The organism is Shewanella frigidimarina NCIMB 400 (assembly GCF_000014705.1).
In the GTDB taxonomy this organism is placed as follows: Bacteria; Pseudomonadota; Gammaproteobacteria; order Enterobacterales; family Shewanellaceae; genus Shewanella; species Shewanella frigidimarina.
Genome location: NC_008345.1, coordinates 1,075,575 through 1,095,640, shown reverse-complemented (window position 1 = coordinate 1,095,640; position 20,066 = coordinate 1,075,575). Strand labels below are relative to the sequence as shown.

Below are 20,066 nucleotides of genomic sequence, written 5' to 3'. Positions count from 1 at the left end.
GCAGCTTACTGTTAAGTGAATTGCGGCTTATTCAAATAGAGACTACAGCTCCGTTAAGCGACTAAACACAAATATCTATTTAGCAATTTGCTACTACACGGTAAACTAGCCATCACACTACTTTATTGACCCAGTTGACATGACGACAGAAACATATAACCAAGCTTTATTAACACTTGCGCTAGCTGGAATAGAAGCCATAAACACCTCGGCTTCACAACACAAAGCGGTAAGAACGCCAGCACAAGAAAGCCATTTTTTATGTAACTGGATGGTTGAGTCATTAAAAACAAAACGTTTTTCAAAACTAATGGCCGACGACTTAACGGCTTGGATCCGTCAAGCGCGTAGTCAAGGAGCTGGGGCTCAACTAAAACGACTATTAATCTGTATTGCCGATCAATACCAACAAGCTAACAACAGTGAAATAGCCACAGGTACAGGGCTGAAGAACATGTTGGCAGGGCTCACAGCACAAGAATGGGTAGTGATCACCGATACCGATATTGATGCAAAACTAAAACTCGACAGTGATGGTAAATCCAGTTTAATTATTTCAGCAAAAGATTTTAATCAACACATCGTTGATGAGAAAATTGTAAAACCCATCTCAATGTATATTCGTGGTGATGAAAAGCTGGTGGCTCGTTTAGCGCTAGAACAAGGAATATTACTCAGTCCAGGCAATAAAAAAACCTCATTGATCAAACATCATAAAACTTACGTATTAATGCCAAGCAATTTACACCAGAGTTTATGCTTACTGTGCCTTGATCAATATTAAGTCTTAAAGGTTGATGTAGTATTGAAACAATAGTAAGAATAGGCAAATACCATGAACAAATGCTTTATTGCAATTACCTGCTTTGCGATGTTTTTTTGTGGTCCTACCGTTCAGGCTAATACCGTACTCAAGTACAACGTCAACGCTTCAAGCAGTTGGGTACCCTATTACATTACAGAATCTCCAAAAGAGCCTGGAATATTAGGAGAGTTGGTTCCGTTGCTGCTTGCCAAAGCTGATATTGAAATTGAAAAGCATAACTTCCCGCCGAAAAGAACAAACTATGCACTCGATAATGGCTTATTAGACTTTGACTTTGTAAGCCCTAGTTGGTTTCCTAATGAAGAATTAGGCACACTTTTTGTCCAATCAAACCCAATTATCGCTATCCAAGAAAACATTATTACCTTAGAAAAAAAAGCCAACGATTGGCAAAATATTGATAACATTAAAGGTAAAGAAATAGGCACAGTACGTGGTTATTTGTACCATGATGACGCTGATTTTATTCGAATCGACTTTACTTCCGAACGCGACTTAATAAGAGCACTTTATAAAAATCGCGTTGATGCCGCTATCTCTGGTGATTTACCGGCGTTGTATTGGGCCAAAAAACTTAACACCCCAATTGCCTTTGCTGCTATCCATTCAAAGGGCCACTTAGTTATGCGTCTTCGTAAAGAGCATGTAGCTTTGCTGCCACGCATTAATGCCGCTATAGCAGAACTTGAACTAAATGGTACAACTCAAAGCATTATCGACAAATACACCATGCAAGATATATTTAATCGATAATTCATCAGGACGATTACGTTAAAACGGGTTTACGCTGTAGCCTTCATGCGCTAATACTGCATGTGCAGTTAACGCCGATAACGCCATGGTTACGCCTGGTAATAAGTCTTGCGGATTGATGCCATAATATGCGGCTGTTTGACCACACACATAAAACCTAACTCGATGATTAATCAGCTGTGCAATTAAGTCTTTGTTAACATTCTTTTGTCCTGCATTGAGCTGCTTATAGAAACGATCCTTAGTCATATCATTCGCGGCTTTACCGTGCACAACCATCGCAACAGAAATGTCTTCAAGCTTAACGCCTGCTGCAACGTGCATATTAATAAAGCGCGCCAAGGTATCGATACTACGGTTTAATTCTCCAGGTTTAGATGCGTTCCCCAAATCAAAAGCGACTTTAAACTTCATATCCGCGGGTATCACTAAGCTGCTATTTACTTCAGCGATTTTGCCATAACCTTTAATCACAGGGCCGGGTTTAAATGCTTCAACACCAGCCATTGCAGCAAATGATGAGCCCGCAATTAACATCACCACTGTCGATGTAACCAATGTTGATGTAACAACGCCTTTACTCATTGAATGTAAACTGACTTTCATTAAATTGATATTCCTTATATCTATTTTTTAAGCTTACTCTAGCACAGATAAACGCTTAGGTTTTAGGCTGTTTCTGAGTATAATTATGACTTCGATAAGTATGAAGACTAAATGATATGTCAATCCGCCCAATTACCACTACAGACTGGCCCGCTATTATGGCAATACAAGCGCAATGCTATGTCGAACTCACGCCTGAATCACTAGGTGTCATGCAAAGTAAATGGCAAGCATCACCGACTAGCTGTGTGGTGTTTGAACAACAAGATAATGTGTTGGCCTACGCGCTTGTTCATCCTTGGTTGCAAGGCGATGCTCCGTCACTGGATACTGAGATAAGTGGCCAGATTAATGCCGATAGCTGGTATTTACATGACATGGCCATCTCACCCAGTGCTCAAGGTATGGGCATTGGTAAAAAGTTGTTTAATCATATCGTCAATCAGGCAAAAAATTTGGCGATTAATGGCATTGGGCTGGTGGCAGTGCAAGGTGCGCATACTTACTGGCTGCAACAAGGCTTCAAGCCAAACACCACCTCAGCAAAACTAACAAAGTCACTAGACAGTTATCCTGCTGGTGCATGTTACCTGTATTTATCCTTATCATAAGGTCTTCATCATGCACCCATCAGTCATCACCATCGGTTTATTGTGTCTTAGTAATATCTTCATGACTTTTGCTTGGTATGGTCATTTAAAAACCTTAAATAGCAAACCCTGGATTATCGCGGCTTTAGTGAGCTGGGGGATCGCCTTATTCGAATATTTATTGCAAGTTCCTGCGAATCGTCTTGGTTATACCGTGATGAACGTGGGACAATTAAAGATTCTGCAAGAGGTCATCACCTTATGTGTATTTGTCCCTTTTGCCGTTTGGTATCTCAAAGAGCCCTTAAAACTTGATTATTTGTGGGCAGGCTTATGCCTTTTAGGTGCCGTTTTCTTTATTTTTAAAAGTGAATTACATTAATTTCAGGAGTTCTCCATGGCACGCCAAGTGATTTATACCTTTAAAGGCCAAACCAAAACTATCGCCTTTAGCTATGACGTACATCATGATCTTTATGAAGCAGCTGCTGAAGCTGAAGGGATTGATTTGAAAAAGTTTCTAATCTTAGAAAAACAAATTGCGTTAACGTCCAAAAAAGGCGCTAAAGCAGAGAAAGAATTTCGTAAAACCGAGTTTGCACGTTTTGGTTTTACGAGCATCAAATTTGTTCGTGAAGATGATGAGATTTAATCATTTAGTTTTACGTAAGGGCTCTCTATGTTGAATTCAGATCATGCTAATTTCCCACGAGCGAGTTTTGTTCGACGTTTAGGTGCAATGGCGTATGACTCAATGCTTGCTATTGCCGTTTATATGTTTGCTGGTGCACTAGGTTTTGGTTTTTTCTTTGGTCTGCAGAGCACCGGGCTTATCGCGATGGGTGAGTACGAGCATGTGTCAGACTTACTCAATAACACTCCGCTTTATCATGGTTTGTATCAATTCTGGATAGCCATTTGTGTTGGTGGCTTTTACGCCATTTTTTGGAGCAGAGGTGGACAAACTTTAGGTATGCGAGCTTGGCGACTTAAGGTTCAACACCCTAATGGTCAAAATTTAAGTTTTATTACTGCCTGCGCTCGAGTCATTTGGTCTTTACTGGGTATTGGTAACCTGTGGATTATCATCAATGCCGACAAGTTAGCATTACAAGACATGATGACTCGTTCAGAGGTTGTCGTATTGTCAGTAGAAGCTAATCAAATGCGTAACTGGCATGGTGCATAACGAATCTAGATACCAAACTAACTTGCCTGCAAAACGAATAAAAAAGCATCAAATAAGTAATAAAAATGGCAACCCTTGGGTTGCCATTTTTATATACACTTTCAATATCGACTAAACAAACAATTGGTTATTTCCGAATGTAATACAAAGCTAAGCCAGTAAATAACATGCTGGGAGCAATTGCCCCCACCACCGCTGGCAATTCATATACAATGCTCATTGGGCCAAATATCTCATTACTGATATAAAAGCTAAATCCTGCCACTACGCCAAGCAGAACGCGAGCTCCCATGGTCACAGTACGTAACGGTCCAAATACAAATGATAATGCCACTAGCATCATCACAGCTACCGTTACTGGCTGCATAACCTTGCGCCATAAAGCCAGTTCATAACGACTAGGATCTTGTTGGTTAACCTTTAAGTAATCTAGATAGTCAATTAAGCCACTAATGGATAATGCCTCTGGCTTAACCGATACCACACTCAACTTATCTGGTGTTAACGAAGATTGCCACACATCAGTATCAAGGTGATCACGAATAACGCGGTCATCTTTAACCGTGGTATTCTCAACCACAGATAACTGCCAAACATCATCAACAAATACCGCGGTATTCGCATGTGTCACTCGGGTTAATTCTTGTTGATCGTTAAACTCATATAAACTGATATTACTGAGCGTATTAACGTCTTGAACCTCACCAATATTAACGAATAAGTCACCATCTTTTGCCCAAATACCACGATGAGACTTAATCAAACTGCCACCCGATATTTTAGTCGCTTGGAGCTCTTTTGCACTTTTCTCCGCAATGGGTGCGCCCCACTCTCCCAGCGCCATAACCATAATCATTAACGGAATAGCCGTTTTCATCGCAGATTGAGTGATTTGTAAACGCGACATACCAGAAACTTGCATCACAACTAATTCAGAGTTTGATGCCAGCATGCCCATCCCAATTAACGCACCTAGCAGTACTGCCATTGGGAAAAACATTTCAATATCACGTGGTACTAAAAATAGCACGTAAATGCCGGCGTCCAGCATGGTATAAGCACCACGCCCGACCAAACGTAATTGATCAACCCACTTAATGATGCCTGATAACCCAGTCAAAATAAGTAAACACAAGCTTGATGTACTGACGATCATACGAGCAATATAAAGGTCTAATATTCTCATGCCATCACCTGCTTACGTTTAAATAAGCCTAAGAACTTCATCCCTGTAGGGCGCTCTTTAATGAGTAACAACAACCCTAATAACAACGCAAAGCCATGGATCCACCACATGCCTAAATACTGCGGCACCACCTCATCTTGCAGGGCTTTTCGGCCTGCAATCATTAATCCAAAGTAACCTAAATAAAGCAAAATAGCGGGACCCATTTTAGCAAACTTACCCTGGCGCACATTAACCCGCGCTAACGGCACGGCAATTAAGGTCAACAATGGGATCGCGATAGGGATAGCTAGTCGCCATTGAAATTCAGCTGCAGCTTCTGGTCCTGGAGTATCTAACAATTCGTCTATTGGCATTGCAGATAATTTACGTCGCCTCTCATCAACTTCCTGTTCTTTAATCTCCATTTTATAACCACCAAACTCAATCACTTGCAGTTCGAGTGATTTAGGACTGCCCTGATAACGGAAGCCTTTTTCAAGTTGTAACTGCTGACTGCCAATATTATCTTCAATCACACGACCTTTATTGGCAACTACAATATTTGTCAGGCCATTTTCGTCTTCCGGATCAGGGAGTTGCGCTACAAAGACTTTATCTAAGGTATTGTCTTTATTTATTTTCTCAACAAACAAAACGGCTCGACCATTTGGGCTAGCTTGAAAACGACCTTGCGTTAAGGCTGCTAATCCAGCTTCGGATTGCGCTTTCTCTAATACCTGATTCTGACGTTCTTCTGCCCACGGTCCGACATAAACCGACAAATAAGCCGTGAATAATAAATTGGCAAAAGCAAGCAATAACGTTACGCGAGTGACATACCATTCACTCACACCGACGCCATGCAATACCACCATTTCATTTTCAGCATACATTCGCCCATGAGCCAACAATATTGCTAAAAAGAAACTCAGCGGTAACACTAATACCGTCAATTGAGGCAGGTTTAACCCTAATAATGTCATCACTAAAGAAGCGGGGAATTCGCCATCAGATGCATCGGCTAACACGCGCACGAATTGTTGACTAATAAAAATAGTTAGCAGCACCAAAAGTACCGCAAATTGTGCTTTTAAAACTTCACTAATAAGATATCTAAATACAATCACAAGTAGGATCCGGTGGCTAAACTTATCTTTTTACTGGTATCAGAGCAACTTTCATGTAAACTGTCTACTTTCAGCAGTTTTGCTAGTTTTCTGACCAGCGCGGAAGGTGCTTTGGGGTCATGGTTAACATCTATTTTGGCTGTCAATTTACGCCTCTTTTCGTTAATAATCCCAAACAGTTATCACCTTTTCGTTGATTATATGCCAGATGGCCTAATGCAAACATTATCTAATAAATATAAAAATTTGTCTTTAAGAATCTAGGAGTGCTCATGGAGTTTAGCGTAAAGAGCGGCAGCCCCGAAAAGCAACGTTCAGCCTGTATCGTTGTCGGCGTGTACGAACCTCGCCGTCTGTCTGGTATCGCAGAGCAATTGGATAAAATCAGTGAAGGTTACATTAGTAACCTACTTCGTCGTGGTGACCTAGAAGGTAAACCAGGACAAATGTTGCTATTGCATCATGTACCAAACGTACTAAGCGAACGTGTTTTACTGGTTGGTTGTGGCAAAGAGCGTGAGTTAGACGAGCGCCAATACAAACAAATTATCACAAAAACCATCAGTACCCTAAATGAAACCGGTTCAATGGAAGCAGTGTGCTTCTTAACTGAACTGCATGTCAAAGGCCGCGACACCTATTGGAAAGTTCGCCAAGCCATTGAGAGCACTCAAAATAGCCTGTATTCATTTGATGCATTAAAAACCCGTAAAGGCGAAACTCGTCGTCCATTACGTAAAATGGTATTCAACGTGCCTACGCGCCGTGAACTCACCATTGGTGAACGTGCCATTGAACACGGAACAGCCGTATCTGCAGGTATGCATTTATGTCGTGACGTGGCCAACATGCCGCCTAACATTTGTAACCCTGCGTATTTGGCATCTCAAGCGCGTCAAATGGCTGAAGTGTACGAAAACCTTAACGTTACAACTATTGGCGAAGAGCAAATGGCCAAATTGGGCATGAACTCTTATCTTGCTGTAGGTCGTGCTAGTGCCAATGAATCTATCATGACTGTGATGGAATATCAGGGCGCCGTTGACAGTACTGAAAAGCCAATTGTCCTTGTCGGTAAAGGGTTAACCTTTGACTCTGGCGGGATTTCATTAAAACCTGGCGAAGCCATGGATGAAATGAAATATGACATGGGTGGCGCTGCTGGTGTTATTGGTACCATGAAAGCATTGTGTGAAATGAAATTACCTATCAACGTTATTGGTATATTAGCTGGCTGTGAAAACATGCCTGCTGGTAACGCATATCGTCCAGGCGACATTTTAACTACCATGTCAGGCCAAACGGTTGAAGTGCTAAATACCGATGCCGAAGGTCGTTTAGTGTTATGTGATGTATTAACCTACGTTGAACGCTTTGACCCTGAATTAGTGATTGATACCGCTACCTTAACTGGTGCTTGTGTTATTGCATTAGGTAAGCATGCTTCTGGTTTATTCAGTTCGCATAACCCGCTTGCACACGAAATGCTAAATGCTGGTGAGCAAAGTGGTGACCGCGCATGGCGCATGCCGTTATGGGATGAATACCAAGACATGCTAGACAGCCCATTTGCCGACATGACTAACTTAGGTGGTCGTCCGGCTGGTTCGATTACTGCAGCGTGTTTCTTGTCTCGTTTTACTAAGAAGTATAACTGGGCACATTTAGATGTCGCAGGTACGGCTTGGAACAGTGGTGCAAACAAAGGTTCTACCGGTCGTCCGGTACCGATTTTAAGCCAGTTCTTAATTAATCGTGCTGGTGTTGAAATCAGCGAATAAGTATTAACTTTGACGCATATTAAAGGGTAAAGCTTAAGGCTTTACCCTTTTTTTATCGTCGAAGACGTCAATACGTTAGCCTGTAAAGTACCCTCTCAAAACCATCAGAACTAGGCTAACCATTGACGATGTAATTGCTCTTCATCACCTAAATAGTCCAATACCCAAGCCAATGCGGGTGACATTTGATCATCATTCCACGCCAAACAACATGGGCTAGGTTGTTTCACTCTGTGGAGCGTTTTACAGACTAACTTTCCAGATTCAATCAACGGTCGAGCCAGATGTTCAGGCATATAGCCAACCCCCAAGCCTTCGACAAAACAGTTAATAGCACTGTGCCAATCGGGCACAACTAATCGTCGTTGACTGTTTAGCATCCACGTAATCCGCTTTGGAATATCACGAGAGGTATCTTCAAGACAAATAGACGGAAAAACACGTAACTCATCATCGCTCAGTGGACGCATAATATTTGCCAATGGATGATCAGAGCTGACCACAAACAGCCAATCAATATTGCCCATATTAGTGAATTTAAATGCCCCACCGACTGGATTTGCGGTTGTCGCACCAATGGCAATATCACTTCTTCCGGTAGCAAGCGCTTCCCATACACCATTAAACACTTCAATCCTGATAATTAGCTCAACATCTTGAAACTGTCGATAAAAATCAGCAATCAACGCATGAACGCTATCCGTTCTCGAAATATTATCCAATGCAATAGAGAGGATAGGCTTCCAACCATTGGCCACTCGTTGAGTGTCGCGTTTCATTAACTCCATATCGTTAAGAAACTGGCGCGCTTTTACGGCGAAATGCTTTCCTGCTGGGGTTAGGCTGACACTGCGATGATGGCGAATAAATAACTCGACTCCCAGTTCAGTTTCAATTTGTTTGACTGAATAACTTATAGCAGACGGTACTTTATGCAATTTTTTCGCGGCTGCAGTAAAGCTACCTGTTTGGGCGACAACGTCTATTAGCTCAAAAATTTGCTGTGAAAGCATATCAATTTAACTCGCTAGAAAATGTACATTAACAGCACAAGATGAATAACACATCCAAGGTTTGATATTGAACTGAAACCTTCCATGCCTGTAATTACATCATGGTATCAATATTTTTGATAGCAGCCGTCAAAAATAAACGTTTCCAGCTAATTTAGCAAACCATTAAGCTAGTGGCCTTTATTGAACTGACGAAAATAGATATGCCTAATTTGAACAATAACAATATATTAATCAACAAAAAACAAACAAATATAACATTCTATTTGTTTCTGTTTTATTTAGCCTTACTGAGTATGTTAGGTTTTGTAGCTACCGACATGTACCTGCCATCATTCAAATCTATTGAAGGGACTTTTAATGCAAACACTTCAGAAGTGGCCATATCGTTAACCAGCTTTTTAGCTGGCCTCGCTATCGGACAGTTATTGTATGGGCCATTAGTACATAAAATAGGTAAGCGAAACTCACTGTTTGTTGGTTTAAGCCTGTTTATGCTGGCAAGTGCATTGATTGCGAACAGTGACAGTATTCTGATGATGAATATTGCTCGTTTCTTCCAAGCGATTGGTGCTTGCAGTGCAGCCGTTATTTGGCAAGCGATTGTGATTGAGCAATACCCAGCCGATAAAGCTCAAAATATTTTCTCTAATATTATGCCTTTAGTGGCATTGTCTCCGGCATTAGCGCCCATTGCTGGCGCAATGATACTGAATAGTTTTGGCTGGCGCGCGGTGTTTATTAGCTTATGTATCATTGCAGTATTACTCATTGCCATGACGTATTTTTTTGTGCCTAAAGAACAAGTGAGCGTTCACAAAAGCAAAACTCATATCCGCTATAAACAACTGCTTTCCAATACGCGATATTTAGGCAATGTGGTTATTTTTGGTGCGTGTTCAGGCGCTTTTTTTGCTTACTTAACGTTGTGGCCTGCTGTCATGGAACAGTATGGTTACGCCGCGACAGAAATTGGCTTAAGTTTTATTCCCCAAACCATCATGTTTATTGTTGGTGGCTACTCAAGTAAATTACTGATCCGCAAATTTGGCACCAAAATCAGCCTAAACTGTTTACTGATATTGTTTGGTTTATGTGTTGCTGCCATTTTTACCTCCAGTGTGATCCTCAATACTGAAACAATATTGCCACTGCTCATTGCATTCTCTTTGCTAGCAGGAAGCAATGGCGCGATTTATCCTATTGTGGTCAATAATGCTCTGCAAGAGTTCAGCAATAACGCGGCCAAAGCTGCAGGACTACAAAATTTTTTGCAGATTACTATCTCTTTTGGGGCATCAAGTCTGGTGGCCATTTGGGCAAGTGCGGGTGATAACGCCATTGGTTGGGGAATACTGGCCTGTTCAGTATTGGTTGCCGTTGGCCACGTGATAAAAAGTCATGATTCTTGGGCACAAATAAATCAGTATTTTACTTTTCCTGATCCAGCAAGGTTATCTAAAGCCTTCACTAAACATGATCAATAATGGTGATGTGGCGATAAAATAATCATCATATGATGGAGTTATAATTTGTCTATAACTTCATCATATGCTAGGTTATTTATTGAACAGCTTAACGTTAACTCTCACATTCAAATTAACAATCACAAGGAATTGATTGAATGACGCAACACAACCGCTTGATAATGTCATTAGCAGTGGCACACCCATAAATGAAACGCTTGCCTTTAACGCTTTATATCATCTTCCTCAGCATTTGCTTTGCACTCACGCCAACGGGCGATCTATTTGCAAAAGACCAATCGCAAGTTCGATTTATCACCCATCCATTACCCCCATTTAGTTACATTGATAATGATCTTTTAAGCGGTTTTTCTATCGATATTGTTCAAGCGATGATGCTACATACCCAGCAAACAGCCAACATTGAAATGTACCCCTTTAATAGAGCTTTTCAGTTATTAAAGTCGCAACCCAATACTGCGTTATTTGTCATTGCTAAAAGGCCGGAAAGAGAAGTAAACATGAAATGGGTAGGCCCCATTATTAGTAGCGGAGTGTATTTTTACCAAAAGCGTAATTCCGGACTATCACTAGCAGATTTAGAAGACTTAAAACGAGTCCGAAATGTCGGCGTAGTGCTTGGTAATGCTGACCATACCTATTTGGACTCCCAAGGATTCACTAACCTCAGTACTGACAAATCCCAATTACAATCGCTCAAAATGCTCAGTTACGGCAGAGTTGATGTTGCGCCGATGAGCGAGCTAGTAATGCCTTTTTTGGCAAAAGCAGCCGATATCGATATCAACTCAATAGAACGTACTCCTATTAAGTTGTACGACTCTACCTTATATATTGCGTTTTCAAACGACACCACTGATGAGGCGGTTGCACTATGGCAACAAGCATTTGATGAGTTAAAATCATCAGGGATGTACCAGACCATTTATCAAGATTATTTTCCAACTGATACCAATATTGCCAAGCGATAATGGGCTTACTGCTGATTATCATCACTTCGCCATCAATTACAAATGAATTCCTCCAGACACTTCAATTCTCTGACCATTTAACCACTGCGCTTCGTCGCTTAATAACATCAACATCGCCTTACCAATATCATCCGGCAAACCAACACGCCCAAGTGCCGTTTTTGATGCGATAGACTCATTTAGGGCAGTATTATCACGCACAACGCCACCACCAAAATCGGTTTCTATTGCCCCTGGAGCTAAGGTATTGACGCTTATCTGACGAGGCCCAAGCTCTAAAGCTAAATAGCGGGTCATCACTTCAACACCCGCTTTCATCATGGCATAAGCACAGAACCCCGTTTCACTAAAACGTGTTAACCCAGAACTCACATTAATCACTTTTCCACCATTATTGACCAAAGGAAGTAACGATTGAGTTAGAAAAAAAGCTCCCTTTAAATGCACATTCATTAACCCATCAAACTGAGCTTCAGTTGTGTCTGCAAATGCAGCGAACTCACCCATTCCCGCGTTGTTAATCAATGCATCAATATTCTCGCGTTCAAAATATTGGCTTAGTAACTCAGAGAGCTCATCTGTAAATGACCCAAACATGGAAACATCGCCAACATTCAGCGGTAATGCTGCGGCTTTTTGCCCTAACCAACGTATGCTGGCGACAACCTCATCTGCAGCCTCCTTGTTATGTAAATATGTAATCACCACATCCATGCCTTTAGCCGCCAACATTAATGCGGCATTCTTGCCTAAACCACGACTACCGCCAGTAACTAACACCAATTTATTCATATATGCCTCTTATTCATTTCACAGAAGTGCAATGATAATAAAACACTCACCTACTATGATAAACAGCATAAAAGTGACATTATCGTTTGTTTTACACGAACAATAATAAGGTAATAATGAATAAATTTGAAGCCATGAGACGGTTTGTTCATGTCGCGCAAACCGGTAGCTTTACTCAGGCTGCAGCGGCATTGCACTTACCTAAATCGAGTATTTCAACTGCCGTCGAGTCATTAGAGCAACTATTAGGCACTCGGCTTTTTCAGCGCAGTACCCGGCGGGTGACGCTAACCCATGACGGGGCTATCTATTTGGCTCAATGTCGACAAATATTGCACGATATAGATGCTTTAGAAAGCCAGTTTCAGCATGAAAATGACAGCGTTAGAGGCGTCATAAAAGTCGATATGCCGAGTCGTTTTGCCAATAAAACCGTACTGCCTCGACTAAGCGAATGGTGTGAGCGTTATCCCCACGTCAATGTTGTCATCAGCAGTACGGATTATCATATCGATCCAATAAAGTCTGGGGTTGATTGCCTGATCAGAGTGGGCAATCAAGGTAACAGCTTACTAATTGCCAGACCCTTAACTCAATATCGTATTATCAACTGCATTAGCCCAACCTATATCCAACGCTATGGTACGCCAAGCACCTTAGCAGACTTACAACACCACCGAATGATCGGTTACGTCCCGACAGTGAATCATAGTGCCTCCATTGATTATAATTCGGCCGAGTTTGACTATGTAGAACAAGGGCAGAATTGCCAGCACACGGTTCCAAGTGTGATATCGGTGACTAATTCCGACGCTTATACCTCGGCATGTTTAGCTGGGCTGGGTATTGCTCAAATTCCACAGATGGGGGTAACAGACTACTTAAATACTGGTCGTTTAATCCGGATTTTGCATCAATATGAAGCAGCTCCTATGCCAGTGAGTATCTTGTACCCTTCACGTAGCCAACTACCTAAGCGCCTAAGTTTGTTTATGGATTGGCTCGACAGTATTGTTAAAACCGCAGTAATGAATCAATAAACGGGCAAATTAATGGCCATGACTCGTCAGCAACACAAAGCACATTTAATTGATAATCAAAAAATAGATGTCTATTACGACAGTTTCACCACCCGTTTTAGCTTAGCTGTAAATGAGCAACGGGTTTATAGTCAACTACTATTGTTAAGCCCATGGCGCAAACAGGACATAATAATTAATAACATCCCCTACAATTTAACCATTAGGTGGTTTGTACTATGGCGTTCAAGCTTAACGCCAGCTCAACCATCGCCTCAACGTCTATCCATTACAGAGCTATTACCGCAGCGGCGTAGAAAATCCATTATGATAGCGATATATGCCGGATTAATAAGCGCTATTAAACTGACCTTAGGGATTTTGAGCTATTCCAGCGTCATATGAATATCGCATCACGAGGTCATTAACCCGCAGACGATTTTAGTGTAAACTCGAGCCCAACTTATTAACCTGTTAAAAGCATCACCACATGACTCAAGCCTTGTTTTACCTTATGCCTGATAATCATAATCAAATGAGTGCATTAGATGCGCTCTATTTAGCTGCTTGCAGGTTAGCTGAACAACAATATCGCCAACAAAAAACCGTCTACATTCACTGCAAAGACAAACAGCAAGCTTATGCAATTGACGAATTACTGTGGCAATTTGAGCCCAACGCCTTTGTTCCACACAATTTAAAAGGTGAAGGCCCAGTGACAGGTGCACCGGTCGAAATTGGTTTTGATACTTTAGGACCAAATAAAAGTCGTCAAGTTCTGATTAATCTTGCAGACCAAATGCCCAGTTTTGCGGTAAACTTGCCCCATATTATCGATTTTGTCGCTAATGATGACGAACTCAAGCGCATTGCTCGCAATCGCTACCGTCAATATCAGAATGTAGGCATTACGCCCAGCACTCAAGCATTAGCTGAATAAACACTTAATTTAGATAGAGAACATAACGCTCCTATGGAAAAAACATACAACCCAAAGTCTATCGAACAAGCCCTTTACCAAAACTGGGAAGAGCAAGGTTACTTCAAGCCGCATGGTGATGAATCAAAAGGCAATTACTGCATCATGATCCCGCCACCGAATGTAACCGGTAGCTTGCACATGGGTCATGCCTTCCAAGACACCATCATGGATACCCTTACCCGCTTTGAGCGCATGAAAGGTAAAAATACCTTATGGCAAGTCGGCACCGACCACGCGGGTATTGCGACTCAAATGTTGGTTGAGCGTAAGCTTGAAGCCGAAGAAGGTAAAACTCGCCATGATTTAGGCCGTGACGCCTTTATTGATAAAGTGTGGGACTGGAAAGAACAGTCTGGTGGCACGATTACCAAACAGCTTCGCCGTATGGGCGCATCGGTTGATTGGGATCGCGAACGTTTCACTATGGATGAAGGCTTATCAAAAGCGGTTCAAGAAGTGTTTGTTCGTCTATACGATGATGAACTTATTTATCGTGGTAAGCGCCTAGTTAACTGGGATCCAAAGCTGCACACCGCCATTTCAGATTTAGAAGTTGAAAACAAAGAGAAGCAAGGCCACATGTGGCACTTCCGCTATCCGTTGGCCCAAGGCGCATTAACAGCCGACGGTAAAGACTATCTAGAAGTGGCCACTACGCGCCCAGAAACCATGTTAGGTGACAGCGCAGTAGCCGTACATCCAGATGATGAACGTTACCAGTCATTAATTGGCAAATTCATTCTATTGCCTATCGTTAACCGTTTAGTACCGATTGTTGCCGACGATTATGTCGACATGGAATTTGGTACCGGTTGTGTAAAAATCACTCCAGCCCATGACTTTAACGACTATGAAGTCGGTAAACGTCATCAACTGCCTATGTACAACATCTTCACCTTAGATGCCGCCGTACGTAGTTTTGTTGAAGTGATTAACACTGATGGCACCCCAAACAAAGGTGTCGAGATTGCCTTGCCAGAGCGTTATGTTGGCCTAGATCGCTTTAAAGCCCGTGATGCTATCGTGGCTGAATTTGACAGCTTAGGTCTACTTGAAAAAGTCGCTCCGCACGGCTTAAAAGTACCTTATGGCGATCGCTCTGGTGTGGTGATTGAACCATTACTAACCGACCAGTGGTATGTGGCTGTTCAGTCAATGGCTAAAACAGCCATTGAAGCGGTAGAAACCGGTGAAATTAAGTTTGTACCGCAGCAATACGAAAACATGTACTTCTCATGGATGCGCGATATTAAAGACTGGTGTATTTCACGCCAGTTATGGTGGGGACACCGTATTCCAGCTTGGTACGACGAAAACGGCAAAGTCTACGTTGGTCGTAACGAAGCAGAAGTCCGCGCTAAACATAAATTTGCTGACTCTGTGGTATTACGTCAAGACGACGACGTATTAGACACCTGGTTCAGCTCAGCATTATGGACATTCTCAACCTTAGGTTGGCCAGACAATTTAGAAGATTTAAAAACCTTCCACCCAACCGACGTGTTGGTTACCGGTTTTGACATCATCTTCTTCTGGGTTGCCCGCATGATCATGATGACCATGCACTTTATTAAAGATGAAGATGGCAAGCCACAAGTGCCTTTTAAAACCGTTTACGTTACTGGTCTTATCCGTGACGAAGTCGGCAATAAAATGTCAAAGTCTAAAGGTAACGTACTTGATCCATTAGACATGATTGACGGTATCGAGCTTGAAACCTTAGTTGAAAAGCGTACTGGCAACATGATGCAGCCACAACTGGCTGCAAAAATTGAGAAAAGTACCCGTAAAGAATTTGCCGATGGCATTGAAGCTCATGGTACTGATGCACTGCGCTTTACCTTAGCAGCAATGGCTTCAACCGGTCGCGACATCAACTGGGACATGAAACGTCTTGATGGTTACCGCAGTTTTTGTAACAAGTTATGGAATGCGTCACGTTACGTGTTAATGAACACTGAAGTGCAGACGGATCCTGATAGCGATGAAGCTGGCGAACCTTTAGATTGCGGTCAATTGCTAGTTGATGGCAAACCGGGTGCGATGGAATTGTCGTTAGCCGATCGTTGGATCATTGGTTTGTTTAACCAAACCGTGAAAACCGTTGAAGATCACATGGCCGCTTTCCGTTTCGACTTAGCCGCTAACACTTTATACGAGTTCACTTGGAATCAATTCTGTGACTGGTATTTGGAATTAACCAAGCCTGTTATGCAAAATGGCACTGAAGCGCAAATGCGCGGCACTCGCCACACTTTGGTCAATGTGCTTGAAAAAATGCAACGTCTAATGCATCCATTTATGCCATACATTACCGAAACGATTTGGCAACGCGTCAAACCGTTAGCGGGCGTAACTGGCGATACTATCATGCTAGCATCGTTCCCAACTTATCAAGCAGATCAAGTTGATGCGACCGCGATGGCCGATCTTGAATGGGTTAAGCAAGTGATTGTAGCAGTACGTAATATTCGTGCAGAGCTTAACATTGCCCCATCAAAGCCGCTTAATGCGTTACTGCGTGGTGTGAGCTACGAAGATCGTATTCGTCTGGAAGCAAACCAAACATTCTTTGCAAGTTTGGCTAAACTCGAAACGATGACCATTTTAGCAGAGGGTGAAACAGCGCCAATGTCGAGCACTCAGTTAGTCGGCAATATGGAGCTATTAATCCCAATGGCAGGTTTGATTGATGTAGGCGCAGAAGTGGCCCGTATCGATAAACAGTTAGAAAAGCTTGCTCAAGAGATTGCCCGTATTGAAGGTAAATTATCTAATCAAGGTTTTGTGGCTAAAGCCCCTGCTGCGGTAATTGATAAAGAACGCGCTAAGATGACCGATTTAACTCGTGACATTGAAAAATTAAACGAACAAAAAGTCGAATTAGCTAAGATTTAACTGCACTAAGTTGTTGTCTTAAGGTTTACTTTGTTTAACAAAGCACTATAAAAAAAACCAGCGAATAACTCGCTGGTTTTTTATCTTTGTTGATGTGACCCATGGCGATAATATTAGGTTTATTTGGTTCAAAATTGAAACTTTGATATCTCAACTTACATTTTTGGTGTATAAGCTTCGGCCAATATCATCATTCTATCTAATGGGTCAAAACCATGTCTGATAAATACTTTTTTAAAGGTCGTAGAACCCCTAAGCCAGCTTATGGTGAAAGTGGTTATAACACCAAACGTGCAGCCAAACTGGGCACGGAAGCTTTACCGTTAATATTGTCAGTTCAAACCGAAGCTCGCCAACATGAAGTGGCTGCAATGGTCGCTGAACAGCAACTCTTTGCTAATATCACTATTGATGCAGATAAGCCTGAAAACATTGTTGATTTAACCGGTTTATTGAATAAACCTAAAGCGGTTACTTCTGAAGCTAAGCCTAACCGCAATGATGCTTGCCCTTGTGGAAGTGGTAAAAAGTACAAAAAGTGTTGCGGTGCTTAAACCGTAACACCAACGTTAGGCCCGTTGAGAACTAACGGGCCAATGATTAAATATTGAAGCGGATCTTACGATCCGCTTTTTTATTGCCTTTAGATTGTTAACGTTAACGTTGTATACACTTAACAGTCGAGGCTTGCCTATGTAACCACATCACAAATTCACAAATGAGCGCCACTCTGGGCGGATCACTTATGGATAGAGTTTGGTATTAATCACGAACTTAGGTAAAGTGTCAGCCTTTGTTATAAAAATGAAACAGACCATAAAATAAAAGGGTGACTTATGAGCACTAATTCACACTCAGGCAATGACTTGAGTGAAGTAAAACAGTTAGGCATGTGGGCCGCTATCAGCAGTTTAGGCTATATATTTTGGCTTGTCGGTGGCATGGAGCTAATAGAACGTATTGCCTATTATGGTGTAAAAGCCAGTGCCGGCTTGTACGCTAAAGCGCCTGTTTCAGAAGGCGGACTGGGTATTAATTTAAGTGATTACGGTATTATTATATCCGTGTGGGCGCTACTACAAACCTTTGTACCTGTGTTAACTGGCGGAATTTCTGACCGTGTCGGTTACAAAGAAACCATTTTCGTTTCTACCATCATCAAAATATGTGGTTATTTAACCATGGCATTCTTTCCCAGTTTCTGGGGCTTTCTTGCCGGTGCCATGTTGTTAGCCATGGGTACAGGGGTATTCAAACCAGGTATTCAAGGCACCTTAGTACTGTCAACTAACCGAAATAATACTTCAATGGCTTGGGGCATTTTTTACCAAGTGGTTAACATCGGTGGATTTTTAGGTCCATTGGTTGCGGTACACATGCGTCAATTATCTTGGGATAATGTATTTTACGCCTGCGCAGCGATTATCTCGTTTAACTTTTTATTCTTATTAGCTTATAAAGAGCCTGGCAAAGCTGAGCGCTTAGAGCGCGCACGCCAAGTAAAAACAGGAGAGATAACACAACAAGCATTGTGGAAGGATGCCTTAGGAGAACTAAAAAAGCCTGTGGTGATTTACTACATGCTGGTGTTTGCTGGTTTTTGGTTTTTATATAACTCATTATTTGATGTATTGCCTATTCACATTGCGGAATGGGTTGATACCAGCGTCATTGTCACCTCTTTATTTGGCCCAGAAGGCACCAGCAGCGGCATATTGCAGTTCTGGTTAGGCTTGAATAATGACGGCACCAAAGTGATGCCAGAGGGTATGCTCAACCTCAATGCAGGGATGATCATGACCACTTGCTTCATTGTTGCAGCGCTTACGGCTAAATATCGTATTACCACAGCCATGTTTGTTGGCTGTTTATTGAGTATTTTAGCCATTGCCTTGGTCGGTGCATTTAATGCGGCTTGGATGATTGTACTGGCTATTGCCATGTTCTCTGTCGGCGAAATGATGATCAGCCCCAAGAAAAACGAATTTATGGGGAACATCGCACCTGAAGGTAAAAAAGCCATGTATTTAGGCTTTGTCATGCTTCCTCAAGGCATAGGCTGGACGTTGGAAGGTTATTTCGGCCCTAAACTGTATGACATGTACGCTTCAAAAGAACGCATCGCCCGTGAAGCTCTGTCTGAACATGGTATGAACTTAACCGATATTGCTAACATCCCTCAAGGTGAAGCATTTAGTCGCTTAGTCAGCGTAACAGGTCAAGACCCACAGGCATTAACCCAAGCTTTATATCAAGCCAACAATATCGGCATGGCTTGGTATATTATCGCCGCTATTGGGATTATTTCAGCGGTAGGTATATTCATCTATGGGAAATGGCTATTAAGGATGCAGCGCCAACAAGTGGCGTAGTTGAACGGACTGTAGAGTACTTACCATAAAGTACCGATTTGATAAAAGGGAAGCAGCAATGCTTCCTTTTTGTTTGTCCCCAAAAATAGATCGATAGATTTTAATGAAGCCACAATAAGATTACCCATCATTCACTTCTTGTTCATTAACTCAGTACTCCTCACCTACCCTGTTTATTACTTACCAGGTTCATTATCGATTGATAGATCATATTCCTCAAATCGCACGCGCCAAACTACAGCCGAGAGTGCCTCAGCATCAACAATTTACACGTCGATGTGTCGGACTCATTAAGCCATCGTCTGTTGTAGATAAAATGCCACCACATTAGATGATTCAGTTGACGTTGAGATGTTATTAACCTCAATTCAGTCGTCAATTAAATAGCGATAACTCAAGTAACTGGCATTGGCTGTATTGAGCAGATTTGATTAGGTTGGGTTGGTTTAAATCGGATTAGATTGAGATGTTAATGATGCTGAACGTTATCAT

The 20,066-nt window shown here is 42.0% G+C and carries 19 protein-coding genes; 14 read left to right on the top strand and 5 right to left on the bottom strand.

What is annotated here, in order from left to right:
• Positions 1-139 precede the first annotated feature (139 nt).
• Both SFRI_RS04800 and SFRI_RS04795 read left to right on the top strand, forming a co-directional pair.
• Entirely contained in the window at positions 140-784 is a 645-nt protein-coding gene (locus SFRI_RS04800) for a DUF2913 family protein (RefSeq protein WP_011636407.1), read from the top strand.
• A 51-nt stretch (positions 785-835) separates the two neighbouring features.
• A complete protein-coding gene (locus tag SFRI_RS04795) occupies positions 836-1,579 on the top strand; it encodes a substrate-binding periplasmic protein (RefSeq protein ID WP_011636406.1) in 744 nt (247 codons plus the stop codon).
• 18 nt (positions 1,580-1,597) lie between these two features.
• Here the strand turns inward: SFRI_RS04795 and SFRI_RS04790 are convergent, their stop codons facing one another.
• Positions 1,598-2,185 carry a DsrE family protein gene (locus SFRI_RS04790; protein ID WP_011636405.1) on the bottom strand — a complete coding sequence of 196 codons (588 nt, stop codon included), beginning with the start codon at positions 2,183-2,185 and terminating at the stop codon, positions 1,598-1,600.
• 116 nt (positions 2,186-2,301) lie between these two features.
• Between SFRI_RS04790 and SFRI_RS04785 the strand changes: the two genes are divergently transcribed.
• Genes SFRI_RS04785 through SFRI_RS04770 form a run of 4 tightly spaced genes read left to right on the top strand, consistent with a single transcriptional unit; the run spans position 2,302 to position 3,964 of the window.
• Positions 2,302-2,796, top strand: coding sequence for a GNAT family N-acetyltransferase (locus tag SFRI_RS04785; protein ID WP_011636404.1), 495 nt, complete (start codon positions 2,302-2,304; stop codon positions 2,794-2,796).
• 10 nt (positions 2,797-2,806) lie between these two features.
• Positions 2,807-3,157 (top strand): DMT family protein, encoded by a 351-nt coding sequence (locus tag SFRI_RS04780; RefSeq protein WP_011636403.1) that lies wholly within the window; start codon positions 2,807-2,809, stop codon positions 3,155-3,157.
• 15 nt (positions 3,158-3,172) lie between these two features.
• On the top strand, positions 3,173-3,427 hold the full coding sequence (locus SFRI_RS04775; RefSeq protein WP_011636402.1) for a DUF2960 domain-containing protein: 255 nt from the start codon (positions 3,173-3,175) through the stop codon (positions 3,425-3,427).
• A 27-nt stretch (positions 3,428-3,454) separates the two neighbouring features.
• Entirely contained in the window at positions 3,455-3,964 is a 510-nt protein-coding gene (locus SFRI_RS04770; protein WP_011636401.1) for an RDD family protein, read from the top strand.
• 127 nt (positions 3,965-4,091) lie between these two features.
• Here SFRI_RS04770 and lptG read toward each other — a convergent pair whose 3' ends face one another.
• On the bottom strand, positions 4,092-5,150 hold the full coding sequence (gene lptG / locus SFRI_RS04765; protein ID WP_011636400.1) for an LPS export ABC transporter permease LptG: 1,059 nt from the start codon (positions 5,148-5,150) through the stop codon (positions 4,092-4,094).
• Entirely contained in the window at positions 5,147-6,259 is a 1,113-nt protein-coding gene (gene lptF, locus SFRI_RS04760; RefSeq protein ID WP_011636399.1) for an LPS export ABC transporter permease LptF, read from the bottom strand. Before lptF ends, lptG begins: the two co-directional genes overlap by 4 nt.
• 272 nt (positions 6,260-6,531) lie before the next feature.
• Between lptF and pepA the strand changes: the two genes are divergently transcribed.
• Entirely contained in the window at positions 6,532-8,040 is a 1,509-nt protein-coding gene (gene pepA / locus SFRI_RS04750) for a leucyl aminopeptidase (protein WP_011636398.1), read from the top strand.
• A gap of 110 nt (positions 8,041-8,150) precedes the next feature.
• Here the strand turns inward: pepA and punR are convergent, their stop codons facing one another.
• Entirely contained in the window at positions 8,151-9,053 is a 903-nt protein-coding gene (punR, locus tag SFRI_RS04745) for a DNA-binding transcriptional activator PunR (protein ID WP_011636397.1), read from the bottom strand.
• A 203-nt stretch (positions 9,054-9,256) separates the two neighbouring features.
• On the opposite strand from punR, the gene punC reads away from it, so the two are divergent.
• Together punC and SFRI_RS04735 are read left to right on the top strand one after the other, a co-directional pair.
• The gene (punC, locus tag SFRI_RS04740) at positions 9,257-10,540 is read left to right on the top strand and encodes a purine nucleoside transporter PunC (RefSeq protein ID WP_011636396.1); all 1,284 of its coding nucleotides are present in this window, start codon (positions 9,257-9,259) and stop codon (positions 10,538-10,540) included.
• Positions 10,541-10,728: 188 nt separating this feature from the next.
• Positions 10,729-11,511, top strand: coding sequence for a substrate-binding periplasmic protein (locus SFRI_RS04735; protein ID WP_011636395.1), 783 nt, complete (start codon positions 10,729-10,731; stop codon positions 11,509-11,511).
• A gap of 36 nt (positions 11,512-11,547) precedes the next feature.
• Here the strand turns inward: SFRI_RS04735 and SFRI_RS04730 are convergent, their stop codons facing one another.
• A complete protein-coding gene (locus SFRI_RS04730; RefSeq protein WP_011636394.1) occupies positions 11,548-12,303 on the bottom strand; it encodes an SDR family NAD(P)-dependent oxidoreductase in 756 nt (251 codons plus the stop codon).
• A gap of 116 nt (positions 12,304-12,419) precedes the next feature.
• On the opposite strand from SFRI_RS04730, the gene SFRI_RS04725 reads away from it, so the two are divergent.
• The 5 genes from SFRI_RS04725 (at position 12,420) to SFRI_RS04700 (ending at position 19,574) form a co-directional block, all read left to right on the top strand.
• Complete coding sequence (locus SFRI_RS04725) at positions 12,420-13,343, top strand: LysR family transcriptional regulator (protein WP_011636393.1); 924 nt, start codon at positions 12,420-12,422, stop codon at positions 13,341-13,343.
• Positions 13,344-13,812: 469 nt separating this feature from the next.
• Entirely contained in the window at positions 13,813-14,262 is a 450-nt protein-coding gene (locus SFRI_RS04715; RefSeq protein WP_011636391.1) for a DNA polymerase III subunit chi, read from the top strand.
• Positions 14,263-14,295: 33 nt separating this feature from the next.
• Positions 14,296-17,202, top strand: coding sequence for a valine--tRNA ligase (locus tag SFRI_RS04710; protein WP_011636390.1), 2,907 nt, complete (start codon positions 14,296-14,298; stop codon positions 17,200-17,202).
• A 215-nt stretch (positions 17,203-17,417) separates the two neighbouring features.
• Positions 17,418-17,756, top strand: coding sequence for a PBPRA1643 family SWIM/SEC-C metal-binding motif protein (locus tag SFRI_RS04705; RefSeq protein ID WP_011636389.1), 339 nt, complete (start codon positions 17,418-17,420; stop codon positions 17,754-17,756).
• A gap of 282 nt (positions 17,757-18,038) precedes the next feature.
• Complete coding sequence (locus SFRI_RS04700) at positions 18,039-19,574, top strand: MFS transporter (protein ID WP_011636388.1); 1,536 nt, start codon at positions 18,039-18,041, stop codon at positions 19,572-19,574.
• Positions 19,575-20,066: the final 492 nt, after the last annotated feature.